The sequence below is a fragment of the Microcoleus sp. SVA1B4 genome, from assembly GCF_036700545.1.
GTDB lineage: Bacteria > Cyanobacteriota > Cyanobacteriia > Cyanobacteriales > Microcoleaceae > Microcoleus.
This window is the reverse complement of record NZ_JAUBPB010000082.1, coordinates 9,032-28,431: the sequence shown is the minus strand read 5'-3', so window position 1 is coordinate 28,431 and position 19,400 is coordinate 9,032. Positions and strand designations below refer to the sequence as shown.

Annotated in this window: 19 protein-coding genes; 14 read left to right on the top strand and 5 right to left on the bottom strand. The window is 46.9% G+C overall.

The features are described from left to right. Positions 1–3,199, bottom strand: a 3,199-nt coding sequence (locus QT987_RS26230) for a cadherin-like domain-containing protein (protein WP_333246075.1), incomplete at its 3' end; no start/stop codon positions are given. Between the two features lie 1,408 nt (positions 3,200–4,607). On the opposite strand from QT987_RS26230, the gene QT987_RS26225 reads away from it, so the two are divergent. The 5 genes from QT987_RS26225 (at position 4,608) to QT987_RS26205 (ending at position 9,235) form a co-directional block, all read left to right on the top strand. Then, the gene (locus QT987_RS26225; protein ID WP_333057449.1) at positions 4,608–4,862 is read left to right on the top strand and encodes a hypothetical protein; all 255 of its coding nucleotides are present in this window, start codon (positions 4,608–4,610) and stop codon (positions 4,860–4,862) included. A gap of 4 nt (positions 4,863–4,866) precedes the next feature. Continuing rightward, the gene (locus QT987_RS26220; RefSeq protein WP_333246073.1) at positions 4,867–6,564 is read left to right on the top strand and encodes a CHAT domain-containing protein; all 1,698 of its coding nucleotides are present in this window, start codon (positions 4,867–4,869) and stop codon (positions 6,562–6,564) included. Positions 6,565–7,720: 1,156 nt separating this feature from the next. Further along, positions 7,721–7,909, top strand: a complete 189-nt coding sequence (locus QT987_RS26215; RefSeq protein ID WP_333057446.1) for a hypothetical protein — start codon at positions 7,721–7,723, stop codon at positions 7,907–7,909. A 334-nt stretch (positions 7,910–8,243) separates the two neighbouring features. Next, positions 8,244–8,654, top strand: a complete 411-nt coding sequence (locus QT987_RS26210; protein WP_015177612.1) for an AbrB family transcriptional regulator — start codon at positions 8,244–8,246, stop codon at positions 8,652–8,654. Between the two features lie 113 nt (positions 8,655–8,767). After that, positions 8,768–9,235: a regulatory protein RecX gene (locus QT987_RS26205; RefSeq protein ID WP_006634375.1), complete on the top strand. Its 468-nt coding sequence runs from the start codon at positions 8,768–8,770 to the stop codon at positions 9,233–9,235. Positions 9,236–9,336: 101 nt separating this feature from the next. Here QT987_RS26205 and QT987_RS26200 read toward each other — a convergent pair whose 3' ends face one another. After that, positions 9,337–9,852, bottom strand: a complete 516-nt coding sequence (locus QT987_RS26200) for a DUF4385 domain-containing protein (RefSeq protein WP_333246071.1) — start codon at positions 9,850–9,852, stop codon at positions 9,337–9,339. Further along, positions 9,849–10,274: a DoxX family protein gene (locus QT987_RS26195; RefSeq protein WP_015177615.1), complete on the bottom strand. Its 426-nt coding sequence runs from the start codon at positions 10,272–10,274 to the stop codon at positions 9,849–9,851. The genes QT987_RS26200 and QT987_RS26195 overlap by 4 nt, the downstream gene beginning before the upstream one ends. Positions 10,275–10,604: 330 nt before the next feature. On the opposite strand from QT987_RS26195, the gene QT987_RS26190 reads away from it, so the two are divergent. After that, positions 10,605–10,769: a hypothetical protein gene (locus tag QT987_RS26190; RefSeq protein WP_333246069.1), complete on the top strand. Its 165-nt coding sequence runs from the start codon at positions 10,605–10,607 to the stop codon at positions 10,767–10,769. 385 nt (positions 10,770–11,154) lie between these two features. Here the strand turns inward: QT987_RS26190 and QT987_RS26185 are convergent, their stop codons facing one another. Beyond that, positions 11,155–11,355 (bottom strand): hypothetical protein, encoded by a 201-nt coding sequence (locus QT987_RS26185; RefSeq protein ID WP_333057442.1) that lies wholly within the window; start codon positions 11,353–11,355, stop codon positions 11,155–11,157. Positions 11,356–11,362: 7 nt separating this feature from the next. On the opposite strand from QT987_RS26185, the gene QT987_RS26180 reads away from it, so the two are divergent. From QT987_RS26180 to QT987_RS26155, 6 genes are all read left to right on the top strand, one after another. After that, positions 11,363–11,812 (top strand): DUF4168 domain-containing protein, encoded by a 450-nt coding sequence (locus QT987_RS26180; protein WP_333246067.1) that lies wholly within the window; start codon positions 11,363–11,365, stop codon positions 11,810–11,812. A 431-nt stretch (positions 11,813–12,243) separates the two neighbouring features. Further along, positions 12,244–12,681 (top strand): urease accessory protein UreE, encoded by a 438-nt coding sequence (ureE, locus tag QT987_RS26175; protein ID WP_333246066.1) that lies wholly within the window; start codon positions 12,244–12,246, stop codon positions 12,679–12,681. Positions 12,682–12,950: 269 nt separating this feature from the next. Beyond that, on the top strand, positions 12,951–13,664 hold the full coding sequence (locus tag QT987_RS26170; RefSeq protein WP_333246064.1) for an urease accessory protein UreF: 714 nt from the start codon (positions 12,951–12,953) through the stop codon (positions 13,662–13,664). A gap of 162 nt (positions 13,665–13,826) precedes the next feature. After that, positions 13,827–14,423: an urease accessory protein UreG gene (gene ureG / locus QT987_RS26165; RefSeq protein WP_333246062.1), complete on the top strand. Its 597-nt coding sequence runs from the start codon at positions 13,827–13,829 to the stop codon at positions 14,421–14,423. A 149-nt stretch (positions 14,424–14,572) separates the two neighbouring features. Then, positions 14,573–15,022 carry a type II toxin-antitoxin system antitoxin SocA domain-containing protein gene (locus QT987_RS26160; RefSeq protein ID WP_333057437.1) on the top strand — a complete coding sequence of 150 codons (450 nt, stop codon included), beginning with the start codon at positions 14,573–14,575 and terminating at the stop codon, positions 15,020–15,022. After that, positions 15,006–15,419 carry a hypothetical protein gene (locus tag QT987_RS26155; protein ID WP_333057436.1) on the top strand — a complete coding sequence of 138 codons (414 nt, stop codon included), beginning with the start codon at positions 15,006–15,008 and terminating at the stop codon, positions 15,417–15,419. Before QT987_RS26160 ends, QT987_RS26155 begins: the two co-directional genes overlap by 17 nt. Positions 15,420–15,457: 38 nt before the next feature. Here the strand turns inward: QT987_RS26155 and murG are convergent, their stop codons facing one another. Beyond that, positions 15,458–16,555, bottom strand: coding sequence for an undecaprenyldiphospho-muramoylpentapeptide beta-N-acetylglucosaminyltransferase (murG, locus tag QT987_RS26150; RefSeq protein ID WP_445300359.1), 1,098 nt, complete (start codon positions 16,553–16,555; stop codon positions 15,458–15,460). Positions 16,556–16,740: 185 nt separating this feature from the next. On the opposite strand from murG, the gene QT987_RS26145 reads away from it, so the two are divergent. Next, the gene (locus QT987_RS26145; RefSeq protein WP_333246060.1) at positions 16,741–17,667 is read left to right on the top strand and encodes a nuclear transport factor 2 family protein; all 927 of its coding nucleotides are present in this window, start codon (positions 16,741–16,743) and stop codon (positions 17,665–17,667) included. A gap of 302 nt (positions 17,668–17,969) precedes the next feature. Continuing rightward, positions 17,970–18,758 (top strand): SDR family oxidoreductase, encoded by a 789-nt coding sequence (locus QT987_RS26140; protein WP_333246058.1) that lies wholly within the window; start codon positions 17,970–17,972, stop codon positions 18,756–18,758. The last annotated feature ends 642 nt before the right edge of the window (positions 18,759–19,400 follow it).

The following is a 19,400-nucleotide window of genomic DNA, read 5'->3' as shown; positions in this document are numbered from 1 at the left end:
CTTTGCCAGTAATGTCAGGAGTTGAACCGCTAACACCGTCAAAGTTAGTCGTAGTCAAATTGCCGAAAGCGCTCGCGCTAAACTCGAATTTGTCCACCCCAACAGTAAAGTCAGCAATTTTATCGCCGCCTTCTTTCGTTGTCCTGTAAACAAACAGATCCGCACCACTGCCGCCGCTTATGACATCCAAACCAAGGCCGCCGGTGATGGTATCGTTGCCGTCGCCGCCAAGGATGGTATCGTTAAAATTGCTGCCGACAATGTTGTCATCGCCTGCTAAACCATCGAAATTAACGGCAGCCGGATAAGTGCCGAAATTCACATTGTCAGCACCAGCAGTACCGACAGGAACATTTAGTGACGTGCCGCTGAAGACAAAGTTACTGACTTGCAGGCGAATGCTTGCCGAGAAACTCGTGAGAACTTCAAAGCGCGCCCCAACAGCAAATACCAGTACAGCACGACCGGTCTCGGCATCTATAAACTGACAGAAAGTAGGCGCTTCTCGGTTGCCACCCAAAGCTATAAACCGCGCTTGCAAAGACGCGATGCTGTTAACAGTGGTATCCAGGCTGAAATCGAGCAAGTTAGCGCTGCCGATCGACCCAACAGCAGTAGTAGCAGTAATATCCAGTCGGGTCAAGCTAGAAACGGTGAGATTAGCAAAAGCTGCCGTAGAAAGCTCTAAAACATCGTCATCGACATTAAAGTCAGTAATAAAGTCAGCTTCTACAACTGTTTGAACCTCTTGGCGGGAAGTCCGGTAAATAAAGCGATCCTTTCCAGCACCCCCAATTAGAGTATTGGTTCCTACGCCGCCTTCGATCTCGTCATCATCATCGCCGCCTTGAATTTTGTCGTTGCCCAAGCCTCCTTTTAGTGTGTTTTTGCCTTTACCACCGATGATATCGTCATCATCATCGCCACCATCTATATCGTCATCATCATCGCCGCCTTGAATTTTGTCCTTGCCCAAGCCTCCTTTTAGTGTGTTTTTGCCTTTACCACCGTCGATATCGTCATCATCATCTCCACCGTCGATATCGTCATCATCATCGCCGCCTTTAACTTTGTCGTTGCCTTTGCCTCCTTTGATTTTGTTTTTGCCTAGACCGACTTCGATATCGTCATCATCATCTCCACCGTCGATATCGTCATCGCCATCGCCGCCTTTAATTGTGTCCTTGCCTTTGCCGCCGATGATTTTGTCTTTGGCGTTGCCGGCTGTAATGTTATCGTCACCATCGCTGCCTTCGATATCGTTATCCAGCGTCGCAGAACCGACAATAACTTGAGGTGCTGTAGTGCCACCAAACTTAAAGACATTTTGCTCGATGTTCAAGCTAAAACGCTGGCCGGTGAGAGATCGTTTGCCGTTGCTAACTTCAAAACCAAAACTCAGCGCACCGACAAAACCTACTGTCGCTTTGAACCTTACCAAGCCTGCGTTAATGTCTGCTTGAGTGAAGGTAAAACCGACTTGTGTTACGGCGACTCCATTAAACAATAGTTGGCCGGTTGTAGCATCGGGTAGCTCGGTTAACTTGAAGACTGTGCCGCTAGGACCTTGCTCGTCATCGACAAACCGCAACAACTCAGAAGTAATAGTTTGCTCGCCGCCGCTGGAACCAGCAGTCAAGTTATTATTAGCTTCCACTCGCGGAGGGTTAAAAATCGGAGTGAGAGTTTGACTTGGAGTTGGAGTTGGAGTTGGAGTTGGAGTTTGAGTTGGAGTTTCAGGATTAACTTCCAAAAAGTCGCCAGCAGTGATCAGCGTTGCGTTGACATTCAACAATAGCGCCAAGGCAAAGTTATTGACCCGAATTTCGGTATCGCCACCGACTTGTATAAAGGTCAAGCTGCTAAAGTTCAAGTCGCCAAACAGCAGAAATTTGTCGCTGCCGTCTGTGTAGTCAGTGATGACTGCTTTTGCCCCAGAGGTACTGTTACTCACGACATAAACGTCATCTCCAGCACCGCCGACACAGGTATGGTTGCCAGTACCGCCCATCAGCGTATCGTTGCCGTCGCCGCCCATCAGCGTATCGTCGCCATCGCCGCCACCAACAACGCTGTCGTCGCCATCGCCGCCATCTGCCATGTCATTGCCGTTGCCAGTCACGAGGGTATCGTTGCCAGCACCGCCCATCACGCTGTCGTCGCCGTCGCCGCCCATCACGCTGTCGTCGCCGTCGTCACCCATGCAAACGTCGTTGCCGACACCGCCCATCACGGTATCGTTGCCGTCGCCGCCCATCACGCTGTCGTCGCCGTCGTCACCCATGCAAACGTCGCTGCCGGCACCGCCCATCACGGTATCGTTGCCGGTGCCGCCGCTAACGTTGTCGTCGCCGTCGTCACCCATGCAAACGTCGCTGCCGGCATCGCCCATCACGGTATCGTTATCTTTGCCACCGTTAACGGTATCGTTGCCGTCGCCGCCGCTAACGTTGTCGTTGCCTGTGTCGCCCCTGACTGCATCGTTGCCTTCGCCGCCCTCACAATCATCGTTGCCTTTGCCGCCATAGACGGTATCGTTGCCGGCGCCGCCGTCAACGTCATCATCTCCTTCGTTGCCGTGGGTCCAGTCATCGCCGTCATCGCCTTCGCAGATGTCGTTGCCACTGCCACCCATCACGGTATCGTTGTCTTTACCGCCGTTAAGGGTGTCGTTGCCGTCGCCGCCCATGAGGGTATCTTTGCCCAGATCGCCTCTTATTTCATCGTCGTCATCGCCGCCCTCGCAATCATCGTCATCTTTACCCCCGTAGATTTTATTTTTTTTGCCACGGTTTCCTTTGATTTTGTCCTTGCCTTTCTTGCCGAATATCTCATCCTGCTCGCCGGTGGCGACAAGGATGTCATCGTCATCGGTACCGACGACGGTTCGGCGGCGATCGATGCCGCTGTCATCATCTAAGTCATCTATGTCGCCCACACCTTCTTCTAGTACGCCGTTAGATTCCGCCATTTGGCTGTCATCAGCAGCACCTTCTTCCAGTACGCCGTTAGACAGAGCTGGAAATGTGGTGGTAAGGCCGTCGGTGTTTTCGGTGAGCGCTATCTGAATTAACTCGGCTAACTCCTCATCAGAAATTGTAGAGCTGTCGTCGCCTAAATCCCCGACTGGCTTTTGTGTTTCATCTTGAGCGAGAAAAAGTGTTCCCGCTCCTTCTTCTAACAACGTTAGTTCATCCATTGTTGATATTTCCCAAAAAATGGTAAGCTTCTTAGAATCAATTTATCAGCAAACAGGAGGCTGCAGAAGATTTTTTTTAAACTTCATGCTTTCGCCCCCTATAGGAGCTGGTTTCCTCATCTTTACTATTATAGATGCCACTTAAACTGCAAGGTTTTTTTCGCTATTTTGCGAGTTTTATATTCTGCCATTGCGTACCAAAATTAATTAATCCGCAACCTACACTGTAATAACTGCGCCGAAGCTCCGAGCTTTTAAGATGTTCTCGGTATTTTCTACAGTAAGCTGCGCCGAAGGGCCCCTGCCTGTAGAGTTTCTACGTAATTTCTACAGTGAATTAGCTGAATTTAAACTCGCAACTGACAACTCCTAAATAACTACCCAAAACATCTATCCCCCAAAATTTTACCCTTGCTTTTTTTCCGATCTAGGCTGGGTGTATTGAAGTTTTGTAACACTCCCAGCTTTGACAAATCCTTCCCTGACCTAGGATTTGAATCTCTTGACTAAACGACAGCACCCTCGTAATTTTAGTTCCCGATGATTAATTAGAAATTTAGATAATTCCCCCGACCAAATATTTGTTCTAATTTTTAGTGGCACAATTTTCTCTCATTCGAGGAAACCTCGCGAACTGAGTTTTTTTTCGGATCAATACTAAGAGTTCTGCCAAAATATATCTATCTTAAGGCAGATTGTAAGATTTGCTTTCAAATGGTAAATGACGCAGGAGTAGTTTTTGGTGACTGTTGCAAGCTCGGCATTTTGAGCGGGCATGACCCACGGCGAGGCTGCCCAACCCTGTTGTTTTGTAACGGCTTCGCTACCAAGTCCAATAATTCTCCGAGAAACCGGCCTGATGAGGGGTAATCCTCTAGATGCCAAAAAAAGAGTTGCTTGAGAGTACCGGAACAATTTTATGGTCGTTGTATTGTTGAGAGTTCTTGGCTGCTGATGTTTATTTTTGCTGCTTAACTTTAACTCGATTAAAACAGTTAAATTAAAAATTTTCTATATCATGAAAGCGGTAAATTAGCAATAAATTATTAGGAATAATCGATGGTCAAGTATCGATTATCGATCGCCACGGAGGTCTTAAGGATGAGGGCGGAGGGCTTACGGATGAGAACCCAGGGCTGACCAATTAATTAATTGACACAAAATCAAGATTACACATGGGGGGTTGGTGGTACAGGATAAGCGGTAAAGACCGATCGACCCCTCTCCCAAAAAAATAAAATACTCAAATTTGCCTGCGATATTGCCCTGAAACCGGTTGGCGAGAGCCGAAGTAATTTTAATAAGAACTAGAGATCCGCCTGGTAAAGTGCCTCCAATTTAACTTTACTCAGCAATGAGAAACTCAAGTTCACGACGAATCTAAAGGGGTCTGCGGTAGAGGTGCAAAATGTTAAAGATAGCAAGATTGGAGAAAATTCGGCTTTCACCGAGCCACAGGGCAATCAAAACTAATAAACTGTTATTAAAGTACAACTTTTATATCCTCAAAGTGTTTGAACAAATATACATGACCCTAGCGATCGCCCGATCGGGGGAAGCGCATTCAGAAACTTTGATTGGAAGAGTAAAAAATATGTTGCCGAGCGCTATTGCTAGCCGCAAAAACGCAGGCAAATTCAGAATTAAGGCGGGAGGGCGCTAAATCGGTGAGCCAGGAATTTCAACTCTCAGTCACCCCCGTTGGGGACGACGAATATCTAGTGCGGACAGAAAGGGTTGCACCCGGTGTACCCTTAGCCGAACAACAAGTCCGCTGGCCGATCGACGAATGGCTTGCACTGTCTGCCCAACTGATGAACGACCCGCTGGTGGGCTTGCTCCAGGGAAAAGCAGTACAGGGAAGCAGTTTTGCGGGTCGCGGCCTCTCCCGTTCGGGAAACAACTCAGCGCCGAATTTAGTAGCCCTGGGGCAACAATTATACAGCGGGCTGTTTCAAGGAAACTTGCGCGATAGCTGGACTTGCGCTCAAGGCATAGCCCAGCACCGCCGAGAAGTGCTGCAACTGCGACTCGGACTCAAAGGCCGGCGCTTGCCACGACTGCCGTGGGAAGTTCTGCACGCCGGCGATCGCCCTTTGGCAACCGGCACCGATGTCGTATTTTCTCGCTACCAACCAGGTACAAGTTTGTTCAAGCAAACCCGGATACTGCCTAGTGGCGGGCCACTAAAAATTTTAATGGCGATCGCCTCTCCGAGCGATCGAGACAGCTTGCAGCTCAAGCGAGAAGTGCTCCATTTGCAGCAAGAACTCCAAAACCGCACCGGTCATCCTCTCAAAAACAGCCCCCATTGCCCGGAAATTCAACTGACTATTCTCGAACAGCCCGATCGAGAACAACTTACCCAAGCCCTAGAACAAGGACACTACCAAGTCCTGCACTACGCAGGCCACAGCAACTTAGGTTCCAGAGGTGGGGAACTCTACCTAGTCAGCAGCCGCACCGGCTTAACCGAAACCTTGAGTGGCGACGACTTAGCTGGATTGCTCGTTAACAACGGTATTCAGATGGCCGTGTTCAACTCCTGCCGCGGCGCCTACGGCGACCCCTCAGACCTCGCGGACGACAGCCCGGAACGGAACTTAACCGAAGCTCTAGTCAAGCGTGGAATTCCGGCAGTGCTAGCAATGGCAGAAAGCATCCCCGACGATGTAGCCCTAACTCTCACGCGTTTGTTTTACCGCAACCTCAATCAAGGCTATCCAGTCGATCTCAGCCTGAGCCGTGCCAGAGCTGGGCTAATTTCTGCCTACGGTTCTCACCAGCTATACTGGGCTTTGCCCATTCTCTATCAGCACCCGGACTTTGACGGCTATTTGACCGGCGCGCCAGCCCACAGTGCGACATCCGGTTCTATGGTGCACATAATCGCGCCGGGAACGCCACCGGCGCTCGCGGGTACAGAATGGAAGGCCCCGTCTTCGGTTTCGGCGATCGCCCAATACCCCCCAATCCCAGCGAATCGATCCCATGAGTCAGACAATTCTGACGGCGAAGTCTGGGAATATCCCAACCAATTAAAAGATCGTAGGGATTGGGTTCACCAGAACGATCGAGCCGATGCTACTAACTCACCGAACTCACCGACGGCTTCGCCCTCCTCTATTCCTAATTCTGAGTGTTCAGCGATCCAAGCAACTCGCGCCGCTGCATCGACTCAGAAACCGTTAAAAAAACCGGGGCTGAAAAAATCTGTCACCCTGATGCTTTGCTTGTTGTCCGTTGCTTTTAGTGCTGGCTTTTTTGGGTGGCGGTACTCGAACCAGCGAGGCCCGAAACCAGAAGAGTTACTGCCGGCGGTACGGACTCCCCTGTCGCAAAGTTACCTGCAACAACGTCACTAAAAGCGATCGCCAAAAGCGATCGCCCACTGCAATGCTGAATTTAGACCCTCTTGGCCTGGCTCCAAACTGGGTGGGGTTTTTGCTGGCCATTCGCGATCGGCTGCCCCTGACAAAGCGATCGAAAGTATACTGCTCGATCGAATCTCGGACTTACCTTCATCAAGTCGGTTTTTACCGAAAATAAGCAGCAGCCCAACTAAGCATCGAGGAAGAAACTGGGTTTCTCGTCGAGAAAGTAAGTCCGGGACTGCTTAATATAGAATGCGTCAGTCGATTTGAGATTTTAGACCTCGGCTTGAGTCCTGAGTCGAACGATTTGAGATTTTAAATTTACTCCACAGATAAATCTGGGAAATGGAACAAGAGTCTAAAATTTTGATCTCTCCACGACAGGAGTCGGTGGCTTGTATGCGTTTTTGAGCGGGCTGATTCGGCAGCACGAGCATTCCTCATTCGGCACAAGACAATAAAAGCCAGAGTTGCCACAATTAAGAACGTCCTCACCGTCAGCGCGCTTATTTAACAATAATTAATTATGGAAGCGGCTGTGAGTTTGACCTCCTCGCATCCAGGATACCCGCCACGTGATTCATGCCGAAAGCAGACTCAGGACCGGTGAAATAAAAAACCTGTATCCGATGAAACTTGCCGAACGTATTTATCCGTGGGGTCAAGGCTTAAATCTAAAATCTAAAATCTAAAATCTAAAATCGATTGACGCGCCCCTCCAGTTGGTGCATAAATTTTGAGAGTATGGCAGTTTACAGGCCACGACTCGAAACCAATACATTTCCATCGAAACTCCATGTCGGGAACCGCTGCTAATTTGTAGTGCATCAAACATTTAAGCTGTTGTGCATTAAACTCGGTCTTTTTCAATTCCCCTGTGGAAATAACCTCAAATTCTCTGGCTTGGGGCCGGAGGAGGAAGATTTTCGCCAGTTCCCCCTAGAAATCTACTGATTCGTGGCGAAGTGTTAAGAGTCGCGAAGCAATCTCGCCCGATCAAAACTATTCTCCTCTTAGTGGCTGCCCGATGTTTCTGCCGCCGCGCCCATGGAGTCGGGTTTTAGCTTAAACCCGTTCAACGAACCGGTGAAATTTCCTGCAATTTTTACCGGATTGCCTTCCCCAGACTGCGTTCTGTGCAAGTTATATGCCCAAAACCTTAATAGAAGATTGCTCGTTGGTATTTGGGGTTTTGAGGGGATTTCCAGCCGTAAAAATAGAATTTACAAGTAGCTGGCAGTGGCATCGAGAACAAGTGCTGCCTCGTCTTGTTGAGGTAAAAGTTAACCCCGCGCCGGTAAATGCTTTCGGCAGATTTGCAGTGGCCGCGTTCTAGGTATTTCCATTCATGGCTGTCTTATTTTGACCTTGACCGCAGACACAATCGGGGATTGGTGAATGCAGGGAACAGACTTTACTGTAAAAAAGTAAAGCATTTAATTTGCGACAATAATTCCCCGCGCGATCGCTCCAAGGCTTACACAAGGATTTGGGCCGCGAGGAGCAAATTGATCGCCCTTCGAGCATCCTTACTTGCACCCCCGGTCTTGAGGCCGCAGAAATTTCTCCAGAATCTTAATATTCAGAATTATTAGTATTGACAGTGAAACAAAGTTAATCTAATGTGTTGTAATTGATATAAGTAAAGTCCAATAAGCGAGGTACGGTCAATGGCAGAAACAGCTACAGCACCCTTAACAGGAAAAGGTCTGCTTCAAAAAATCAAAGGCAGTGATTTGCCACGCAGAGAACTTGCGAAGCTTTGCGGCTACTTCACAGTCAGCAAAAGTGGAGAAACCCGGATTAATCTGGCTGAGTTTTACGATGCAGTGTTAGCTGCTAAGGGCATTGAGCTAGAGAAGTCTAAAGCAGACGGACGCGGGCGAGAAGCGAGTTATCGAGCTAGCGTTCACAAGAATGGTTCGATCGTGATCGGGGCAAATTATACCCAAGAAATGGGATTAAAGCCGGGAGACGAGTTTGAAATTAAGCTCGGATACAAGCACATTCGCTTGATTCAGATCGATGTGGACAGACCGGATGTGGAATTGGATGATGAAGAGGAGGATACAGAAGAATAGAGGCGATTCCCTGCGGGATAGCTTCGCGGCGCGTGATGCAGTCAGCCGATAGCAAGGCGACTGGATTTGGCTTCGCTACACGAGTATTTGCGCGCCACCCTTCGATTTAACTGATGAGCTGTCTTGACTATTTCTATTTTCTCTTGTCTCGCAAAGACTACAGTGCCTCTGAACTTCGCAAAAAGGGGCAAGAGAAAGGTTTTGGCAATGAGGAAATATTGGAGGCGATCGCGCAAATTCAAGACCGCGGCTATCAGTCCGACACTCGCTTGGTGGCAAACTCGATCGCCTCTGCAGCAGGCAAATACGGAAAGTCTGCCATCAAGCGCAAGTGCCTGCAAAAAGGAATTACCAACGATTTGTTCGAGCAAGTCTGGGAAGAAGAAATTGCCGAAAATCAGGACTCCGAAGCAGAAAAACTGGCCGAATTAAAAGCCAAAGTCATGCGGAAATACAAGATCGATACTTGGGGTAAAGCAGATCCGAAAACCAAGGGCAAAGTCTTGAATTACCTGCAATACAGGGGCTTTAATGCCTTTGAAATTTGGCGACAGTGGCAAACAGAAGAAGATGACGAGTAAATAGTAGGGCCAAGCAAATAGATGCGGCCCAGATAGGCAAGCACAACTGCACTGCTGTCGACGGGGCTAAAGTGTAAGTCCTGAGTTTTTGTAAATATATGTCAATCCTCAGCGTTGACTAAATAAGATTCGTACATCTGCCGATGTCTGGCTAAAAGCTGGAGATATTTCTCATTGATTTTAGCCAGCATCCATTTCTCTTTAAAAATGGCGGCGGATTCGGCTTTCACCGGATCTGTTTCGAGCGGCAAAATATCTTTTCGAGCGGCGGTTTGCTCTGCAACAGAATTCAGCTTCTGAGGGTTTTGCTGGTATTTCCGACCGCTTTTGTGGTTGGCGTAGCGACGCGATCGAGTATACCCCATCTGCAAGAACTTGCGGGCCATGTCGGCTCCTACAAAATCTTCGCGATCGAGATACTCTAAAAACAAGGAGTAAATTTTGCTGCTGGACTCTCTGGCAATTTCAGGAGTCTTAAATCTCCAGAAAGGCAGAATTTCTCCTTTGTACGGTTCCACTAACAGCACTCCCTGTTCTCCTTTCCCTACACAATAAAGTTCCGGGTGCTGTCGAAAGTCGATGTTCTTAAAATCCAAAGAATAGTCGAACTGCTTCATCGGGCATTTTCTGTTCTATCTGGAACTATAGAAGCCCGGGGTTTACCTTCGTCTGGTTGGGTATAAACCCAGGCCCAAGCAATCAAGACGGCTTGAAAAGGCAGCCTGAACCAATACAGTAATTGGTTGTGGGGAATCCCTTCTATGGGAATGTTGTTGACGGCTTGATTGATATTAGCTGGAAACACGGCAATAAACAAGGCAATTAACCCCCACGCCGCCGCCCTGCTGACAGGAGGAACTAACAGCCCAATTCCGCCCAAAATCTCGAAAAAACCGCTGATATAAACCAATGCTTCCGGGTAAGGAAGCTGGGGCGGCACAATTCTGATAAAAGGTGCGGGTACTGCAAAGTGCAGCACGCCTACAATACTGATAGCTACTGCGAGAATAACTCGCCAAATTTCTTTTTGACTTTTCATGGCAATGGGTAATTAATAATTGTTAAATTGCTACGATAATGCTTGCACAAAATCGCTATCTGCGATCGAGATGACAAGCAAACTGAACCCCAAAAATTCCAGCTTTCCGGGTTTGTCTGCTTTTGCTGGTGGCTGTAACGATTTTATTTCGTAGAAAAACCAGGTTTCTGGCTAACTCCCAGACAAGTTTTCACAGCCCCAAACTTGAGGAAGCGAGAACTGGAATCCCACGCCTGCGCGTTGACTGCCAAAAACAGATAGCGCGCATTTTGATAACAAGATTTTAATGTCTAGTACCCTGTTGCTGTCTCTATCTTCGGGTAGTAAAACATGATTTTTGTTCCGGCTAGGGCGTCGTCAGCAGCCAAAGCAGTGGGGGATTTTGTCGATCGACAAATGCACCATCGCTTAACATTAGATAAATCATCGCCGCAATTGAGGAGTGCGATTGCTGCTAAATTTGACCCCCTCGCATCCAGGATACCCGCCACGTGATGAATCCGTCCAGAAATAAAAAACCTGTATCCGATAAAGGAGCCCCCGAATTTATCTCGCGCAAGTCAATGCTTCAATTCTAAAATCTAAAATCTAAAATCTAAAATCTAAAATCGATTGACCTAGCCTTCCAGACGCTTCCCTACCCTACCCTACGGGAACCCCTACGGGGAACGGGAACCCTGGCGGGAAGATAGCTTTGCTAGGGCGTACCTTGATTAGACTAATTAAGGCGAGTAATTTGTCAATAACTTTTAGAATTATTTAATATTTGCGCTTTGAGAATTATTGCCAGAGGGAATTCGGGAACGCTCTGTAATTAAAATTACTATCTCAAGTTTGAATTTTGTCAACTTCCCACAGATGCTAGAATGAATCAAATTATCTAATTTGCTAAAAAGTCGATCGTCGTAGCAACTTCCAAAGCATCCTGCTGGAATTCAAAATAGTCACTCCTAGGCAGGAACTTTTTAGCCACCACATTATTCAAAAAGATTGAGCCTCCAAGCGCTGTGTCATTTTTATCTACACGTAAGCAATCACCGACGACCATGAACACCTCACTAAACACCTCTAAATTTGGCATAAACCGGATGCTGCGACAATCGCTGTTTGCAGGCATCATTTCTGCAGCAGCTTTAGCTAGCGGATGGGCGCCCGGTTTGTATGGACAATCCCCAAACTTCGTTTTCGGATCAGCAGCCCAAGCTCAAGAAATTAGCAGCGAAGAAATTACTAGCTACGCTCGTGCTGTGTTGGCAATAGAACCCAGACGGGTGGAAGCTTATAACGAAATTAAAGGAATGGCTGGGGGCTCGGTTCCCAGAGTAGTGTGCAACGAAACTCAGCAAATTAATAGGTTGTCTGGAGGTGTTCGCGGCATCGCGGTGAATTACTGCCAACAAGCTAAAAAAGTTATCGAAACCAATGGTTTGACAGTTAGTCGCTTCAACCAGCTTACTTTGCTCCAGCAAGCGAATCCGGCAGTCAAACAGCGAATTCAAGCCGAACTGCTGCGACTGCAACAAGCGGGCAATCAATAAGCTTGAGGGTTTGAGTCTTTCTTCCTCTCCCGTTCTATTAGACTTCTCCATAAAAGCTTGTTAAGGGCAGGCAGGATGCCTAAGCGCTACCTCCCCCCAACAATATATTGGAGATTTAAATTGTTCGAGTTACTAGACGATATGCAAAATTTTTTGAAAAAAGGGCGATCGTCTGTGATAAAATGCTTGACAAGATGACAAAAATGTGGTATGAAGACAAGAACGGGAGCGGTTCAGAGAGATGAATATTTTTCAACTGGCTGTAAATCGCAATGAGATATAGCGATCGCCAAGACGATTAAAACGTTTTTAATTCCTGAAACATGAGCTGAAAATGGCAATTTCGGTCTTCCTTATTCCTTCGGCTATAAAAAAGATATTCCTCAAAAACTCGATGTAAAGTGAAGGGTTCTGAGGAATAGAATAGAAAAATGCTAACATTCACAAAACATTTACCAGCAAATCCCGATGCTGTTGTCAGCTTTACTTTACCAATGACAGCGGACGATCGCACTCGCAGCCGCCACCGATTCGAGACAGAAACGGGGGAAAGGCTGCACCTGAGTTTGCCCAGAGGTACAGTATTGCGCGATCGAGATTTATTGCAGTCGGAAGACGGTAGCTGTTTGGTACTGGTAAGTGCAAAACCCGAACTCGTGCTGACAGCGCGGGCCTCAAGCCCGCTGCTACTGATGCGGGCGGCTTATCATTTAGGAAACCGCCACGTAGCTTTAGAAATTGCCGATAATTATTTAAGACTTTCCCCCGACTCTGTGTTGCAGGGAATGCTGGAAAAAATGGGTTTGGAAGTAACAGAGGAAATTGTGCCGTTTCAGCCGGAAATGGGCGCTTACGGGCACAGCCATTAGATTTTAGATTTTAGATTTTAGATTTTAGATTTACTCCCACCGATAAATCCGAGGGCTTATGACTAAATTGCTTTCGGCTATTGAAGAAGCAAGAAGTCAACCGTCAACAGTCATTCGATTTTAGATTTTAGATTTTAGATTTTAGATTTTGGATTGACCCCACGGATAAATTCGGGGGCTTGAGGATTTTCGATTTTCGATTTTCGATTGATTCCCCGGATAAATCCGGGGGCTTGTACCATCAACAAATTCTTGGTCAACAGTCAACAGTGAACAATCAACTTTTATCTTTGTTGCAGCTAGCTTTTGCACCTGTGGGAGCTTATAGTTATTCTGAGGGAATCGAAAGTCTGGTAGAAACCGGTGCGATCGACAGCGAGATTACTTTGAGGAATTGGTTAGAAAATTCGCTGCAATTCGGGGCTGTGCGAGTAGAAGCCGCTGTGGTGGTAAGGGCTTTGAGGGCGGCACAGATGGGGGATTTGACGGCTTTGAATTACTGGAATGCTTGGGCGACGGCTGCTAAGGAAACAGAAGAGTTGCGCTTGCAAAGTTGGCAAATGGGGCGGACTTTGGTGAGGTTGCTGCTGGATTTGCGTGAAGCGAAGCTATCCCGCAGGGAATCGCCCGTTGCTTCTGGGTTAACAACAAGTGTAAAAGATTTGGTGGAATTTGGCGGCAATCCGTGCAATTTTGCGATCGGCTTTGGCATTGCCGCGGCAACCTGGCAGATTGAAGAGGAAGCCGCCGTGTTAGGATATTTGTACAGTTGGGCTGCTAATTTGGCGAGTGCGGGCGTGAAACTGATTCCCCTCGGTCAAACAGCCGGTCAACAGTTACTGTTAGATTTGCAGTCTCAAATTAGCTGTACGGCGCAAGAAGTTTTACAATTAGAAGATGATGAGCTTGGCAGTTGCAGTTGGGGATTAGGACTCGCTAGCATGGCGCACGAAACTCAGTACACTCGGTTGTTTAGGAGTTGAAAATCAGACAATCCAAAATCTAATTAGTAAGGTGCGTCAGAACCCCAAAGCCTCGATAATCGTTCCATAACTCCGTCTGACGCACCCTACAACTACAACTCGGTTATTTCGCAGTTAAAAATCAGACAATCTAAAATCTAAAATCTAAAATCTAAAATCGCTATGGGTGCTTTTCGTGTAGGAATTGCTGGGCCAGTTGGTTCGGGGAAAACTGCTTTACTGGATGCTTTGTGCAAGTCGCTGCGGCAGCAGTACCAGATTGCGGTTGTTACTAATGATATCTATACTCAGGAAGATGCCCAGTTTTTGGTTCGGAGTCAAGCTTTAGAGAGCGATCGAATTTTGGGCGTAGAAACGGGAGGCTGTCCCCACACAGCCATCCGCGAAGATGCTTCCATTAACTTAGTAGCGATAGAAGAGTTAGAACACAAATTCACTGATTTAGATTTAGTGTTTGTCGAAAGCGGCGGCGATAACTTGGCGGCAACTTTTAGCCCGGAGTTAGTAGATTTAACAATTTACGTGATCGATGTCGCTGCGGGCGATAAAATTCCGCGCAAAGGCGGGCCTGGAATTACTAAATCAGATTTGTTAGTAATTAATAAAATAGACCTCGCACCTTATGTAGGAGCAGATTTAGGCGTGATGGAACGGGACGCGAAAAAAATGCGGGGGGAGAAACCTTTTGTTTTTACTAACTTGAAGACAAAGGAAGGATTAGAATCGGTAGTTAATTTTGTTAAATTGAATATGGCATAGATTGAGAAAATATAGTATAATGTAAATAAAGTGACACGGCTCGCAATTCCCCGTGAAAACGTCTCCAGACAAATATAGTCTGCTTGAGTCGCGGGAGTGTCAAAAAAATCTCGTTCTAGTTTTGCCGTTTAATGACTACCAAGTAAGTTATGCTGAGTTGTTATGATGCAGCCGAATACTTTTTGGCTCAGGCAAGTGAAGATGCTGGCGATCTGATATCTAATCTCAAGCTTCAGAAATTGGTTTACTATGCTCAAGGCTTTCATTTAGCTTTGTACGATGAACCGCTATTTCTTGAAGCCATAGAAGCATGGACTCACGGGCCCGTTGTTCCTGATTTGTACCGTCACTATAAAAAGTATGGTACTGGTGCAATTCCACGTCCTGAATATATAGACTTTTCGATTTACGAAGAAAAAACTAAGAGCCTGCTTGATGAAGTTTACTCTGTGTTTGGGCAGTTTGCTGCATGGAAGTTAAGGAACATGACACACGAAGAATATCCCTGGAAACTTGCTGCTCAAAATAGCGGAAAAATTACTCATCAATCCCTGAAAAAATACTTCAAGACTCAACTCAATTGTGAAGAAGCATCTTAAGGCAAATCAACGCCAAGAAAAAGGGAAAAGGATTTCACCTAGAGAAATTGTTGATTTACCGCCAGAGCAGGAGTCACCTCTATTTTCTTTGCGATACATGAATAAAGATTACTCTCTTTCTCAATGCACAAAAGATGAAAAGGCTGCTTTTGCAGATACGCTCTACAAATTAAATCAGCTTACCTGGAGTGAGATTAATGCTTGTCCCCGTCACGGATTGGGCTACGAGAAGATAGCCCGAAGTTCCATTAGAGCACCTATTCCCAGCCATCTTAAGGATGATGTAAATTTTATTGCTTTTCGGTTTTGCGGGAAGGCTCCAATGGTTGGTTATCGGGATGGGGCTGTGTTTTATGTTATTTGGTTGGACAGGGGTTTTACGCTTTACCCTCATTAAAAAGAACTCGTTAAATTAGTGGCGGTGTCCAATTTTCGCTACCTCACCACCAATTCCCTCACCAAATTAGCCAAACGTTCTGTACTGTCTGTCACCGCTAATTGAGCAGCAGCTTGAGACATTTTTTCCAAATATTCGGAATCTCTTAACAAATACAACACTTTGCTTTGCAACACATCTGCTGTCAGTTCGCTTTGACGGAATACCACGGCGGCGCCGACTTTAGCAAATACTTCCGCATTAAATCTTTGGTGATCGTCAGCCGCGTGAGGAAAAGGAATTAAAATAGAAGGTACTCCCGTCACTGCTAATTCTGTCAGAGCACTCGCGCCCGATCGACTAATTGCTAAATTTGCTCGCTGCAACAAGCTCGCCACATTGTCGTAAAATGGCATTGACAAATATTGCTCGTGTTTCAAACTCTCGGCATCCGGGTCATTATTTCCGGTGAGGTGAACTACCCAAGCACCTGCCTCAAACCACGCCGGAGCACACTCGCGCACTAACTTATTGACTGCGACAGCACCTTGAGAGCCGCCCATGACTAAAATTACAGGTACGTTGTCAGGAATTGGCAAATTTAGAGGTTGGCGGGCGAGGAATTGCGATCGCACCGGCGTACCAGCAACCACCGTTTTGGCGCGGGGTAAATGCTGGGCTGCTGCTTCAAATCCGATCGCCACAGCAGTGCACAAAGGACTAAACCAGCGCGTCACCTTCCCCGGAATGGCATTAGATTCGTGGAGAATCACCGGCAAACCCAAAGAGCGAGCCGCTAGAATTGCCGGTGCTGCGATGTAACCGCCAGTAGTAAACACTCCCTGAAAATTTCCCGCTTTGAGCAACTTCCGCACCTGAAGGATCGAGCCGGCGAGTCCGCCCAAAATTCGCACTGTACCTAGTCCAAATCCCTGCTGAAAGCCTTCAACGGCGATCGTGTGGAGGGGGTAAAGGGATGAAACTAACTCGGTTTCCATGCGGTCTGGGACTCCTAGCCATTCGATCTGACAGTCGTTCAACTGACTAGCGGTGGCGATCGCGGGAAATAAATGTCCACCAGTGCCGCTAGCTGCAACCAACAACCGGAGGGGGGCTTTTGTCAAGGTTTTTGTTTCTTTTACAAGTACAAGTTCCACAGGTCAATCAATTTTATATTGGAGGTTTTAGATTATTATGCTTATTATTCCGGCAGTTTCAGCCAATTTTCAATCAGCAATCTAAAATTAGATTGTGCCGTGTCCGTCCTTCCGTTGTCAGTGTTCGTTGCAGGCGAACAGTTGCCCGCGCCACTACTCCTGACAAATAACCAAATTATCACCTAATGCGTAATTTTTTGAATTTAGTGCCAAGTGCATCTGAGTATTTTTCCAGCCGTCGGGACAAAAAAGCCGATCCTCTTCGAGGGCTGCGCCAACGGGCGATCGTTTTTGGCTTTAACTGCGGGCAGTCGATCGCTCAAATGTTGTTATGTTTAACAGTGGTAAGTGCTGGCGTGCTGCATCCTACGGCGGTAAGAGCGATCGGTGCGATCGGGGCGACTCCCCAAACGATCGCCCAAACCCCTGCAAATGCGCCTGCCCCACTCACAAAACTGCTAACAGAAATTGACGCAGCAGCCAACCGACGCGATGTCAAAGCAGTCATGGCATTTTACAGCCCGAATTTCACTCATTCTGACGGCTTAAACAGCCGCAGCATGGAAAAAGCCCTCACCCAACTCTGGGATCGATATCCGAGTTTAAATTATCGCACCGAGATCAAATCTTGGAAAACCGAAGGTAGCGCGATTATTGCAGAAACCATAACTACAATTGCCGGCACTCAAAAAAAGGATGGCAGAGAATTAACTCTCAAAGCTACCATCCGTTCCCAGCAGCGCTTTGAAGGTGAAAAAATAGTTAGTCAAGAGATTTTAGCAGAACAAACTCAGCTTAGTTCTGGAAATAATCCTCCCACAATTGAAGTAAATTTGCCGGAGCAAGTTAAGGTAGGCGAAGATTACTATTTTGATGCCATTGTACGAGAGCCGATCGGCGATGATATTTTAATAGGGACTGTTTTGGAGGAACCCATTACCGAAAAAACCTTTTTCAATCCCTCAGAAGTCGAGCTGGAGTTGCTAAATGCCGGGGGAATTTTTAAAGTAGGCAAAGCTCCTGCTACGCCCGAAAATCGGTGGGTTTCAGCAGTTTTGATGCGACAAGGTGGAATTGCAACAGTTAGTGTGCGATTGCGGGTTGTCAAGTAATAAAATAGGTGTTATGGGTTATACCATTTTAGATTTTAGATTTTAGATTTTAGATTTTAGATGGGGAATAACTTATGAATTAAATGTTGGGAGCGCTGGTCTACAGTTGCATTTTTTAGGGGATGGTATTATTTGGGTAATTTTAGGAGTGGCGAGTTCCAGAAAAGCTTGAAAAGAAATGACTGAAGTCCCTAAACTCGTCACTACAAGAATTATGTTGAATTGACAGTATGAAATATCCAAACCCTGATCTCATTAGTCATTCCCAATTCCCAAATCTAAAATCTAAAATCTAAAATCGTATGATTTCTATCCAAAATCAAATTGTTTTCATTACAGGCGCGAGTAGCGGTATCGGAGCAGCCTGTGCCAAGATATTCGCCAAAGGTGGAGCCAAACTAATTTTAGCAGCCCGCCGCCTTGAAAAGCTCGATCGACTGGCAAACGAACTTGTAGAAACAAAATCGATCGCGTCGGCGAACGAGATTTATTTGCTAGAATTGGACGTGCGATCTCGCCCGCAAGTGGAATCGGCGATAGCTGCGCTTCCCGATGCGTGGAAAAGCATCGATATTCTCATTAACAATGCGGGATTGAGCCGTGGTTTAGACAAACTGCATGAAGGCAACTTTCAAGATTGGGAAGAAATGATTGATACCAATGTTAAAGGCTTGCTTTACATGACTCGCTCGATCGTGCCGGGAATGGTAAGCCGCGGCCGCGGCCACGTAGTGAATATCGGCTCAATAGCAGGCCGCCAAGCTTATCCGAAAGGTAATGTTTATTGCGCTTCCAAAGCAGCAGTGAGAGCTATTTCTGAAGGGTTGAAACAAGACCTTTTGGGAACAGCAGTGCGGGTGACAGAAATAGAGCCTGGTTTGGTGGAAACAGAATTTAGCAATGTCCGGTTTCACGGCGATGCAGAAAAAGCAAAAAATGTCTATCAAGGATTGACACCGCTGACTGCGGACGATGTGGCCGATGTCGTGTATTTTTGCGCGACGCGATCGCCCCACGTCAATATTAGCGAAATCTTGCTAGTTCCGACAGACCAAGCTAGTGCAACTCTGGTTCACCGAAAAGAGTTTTGAGTTTTTAGTGGTAAGTGTCCGGATTGCGCTCGAATTCTCAGGAAGCTTAATTGGTAGATGCACCCTGATTAATTAACTCCCGACCAATTTTGGCCGGGTTTTTTTTGTCGATCGCCCGCCCTAGCCAGAAATTCTCCTAAATTCTGCCAAAGTGTCCTGAAAAGGTGCACATCGGGCGGGAGATTAAATTGGTAGATGCACCCTGATTAATTAACTCCCGACCAATTTTGGCCGGGTTTTTTTTGTCGATCGCCCGCCCTCGCCACACATTCTCCAAAATTCTGTCAAAGTGTCCTGAAAAGGTGCACATCGGGCGGGAGATTAGATTAGTAGATGCACCCTGATTAATTAACTCCCGACCAATTTTGGCCGGGTTTTTTTTTGCGGTATCGACGGTGATGCTGAATAAAGTTTGAGGTTGTCCGGATTGCGCTCGAATTCTCAGGAAGCTTAATTGGTAGATGCACCCTGATTAATTAACTCCCCGCCAATTTTGGTTTGGGGTTTTTTTTTGCGGTATCGACGGTGATGCTGAATAAAGTTTGAGGTTGTCCGGATTGCGCTGGAATTCTCAGGAAGCTTAATTGGTAGATGCACCCTGATTAATTAACTCCCCGCCAATTTTGGTTTGGGGTTTTTTTT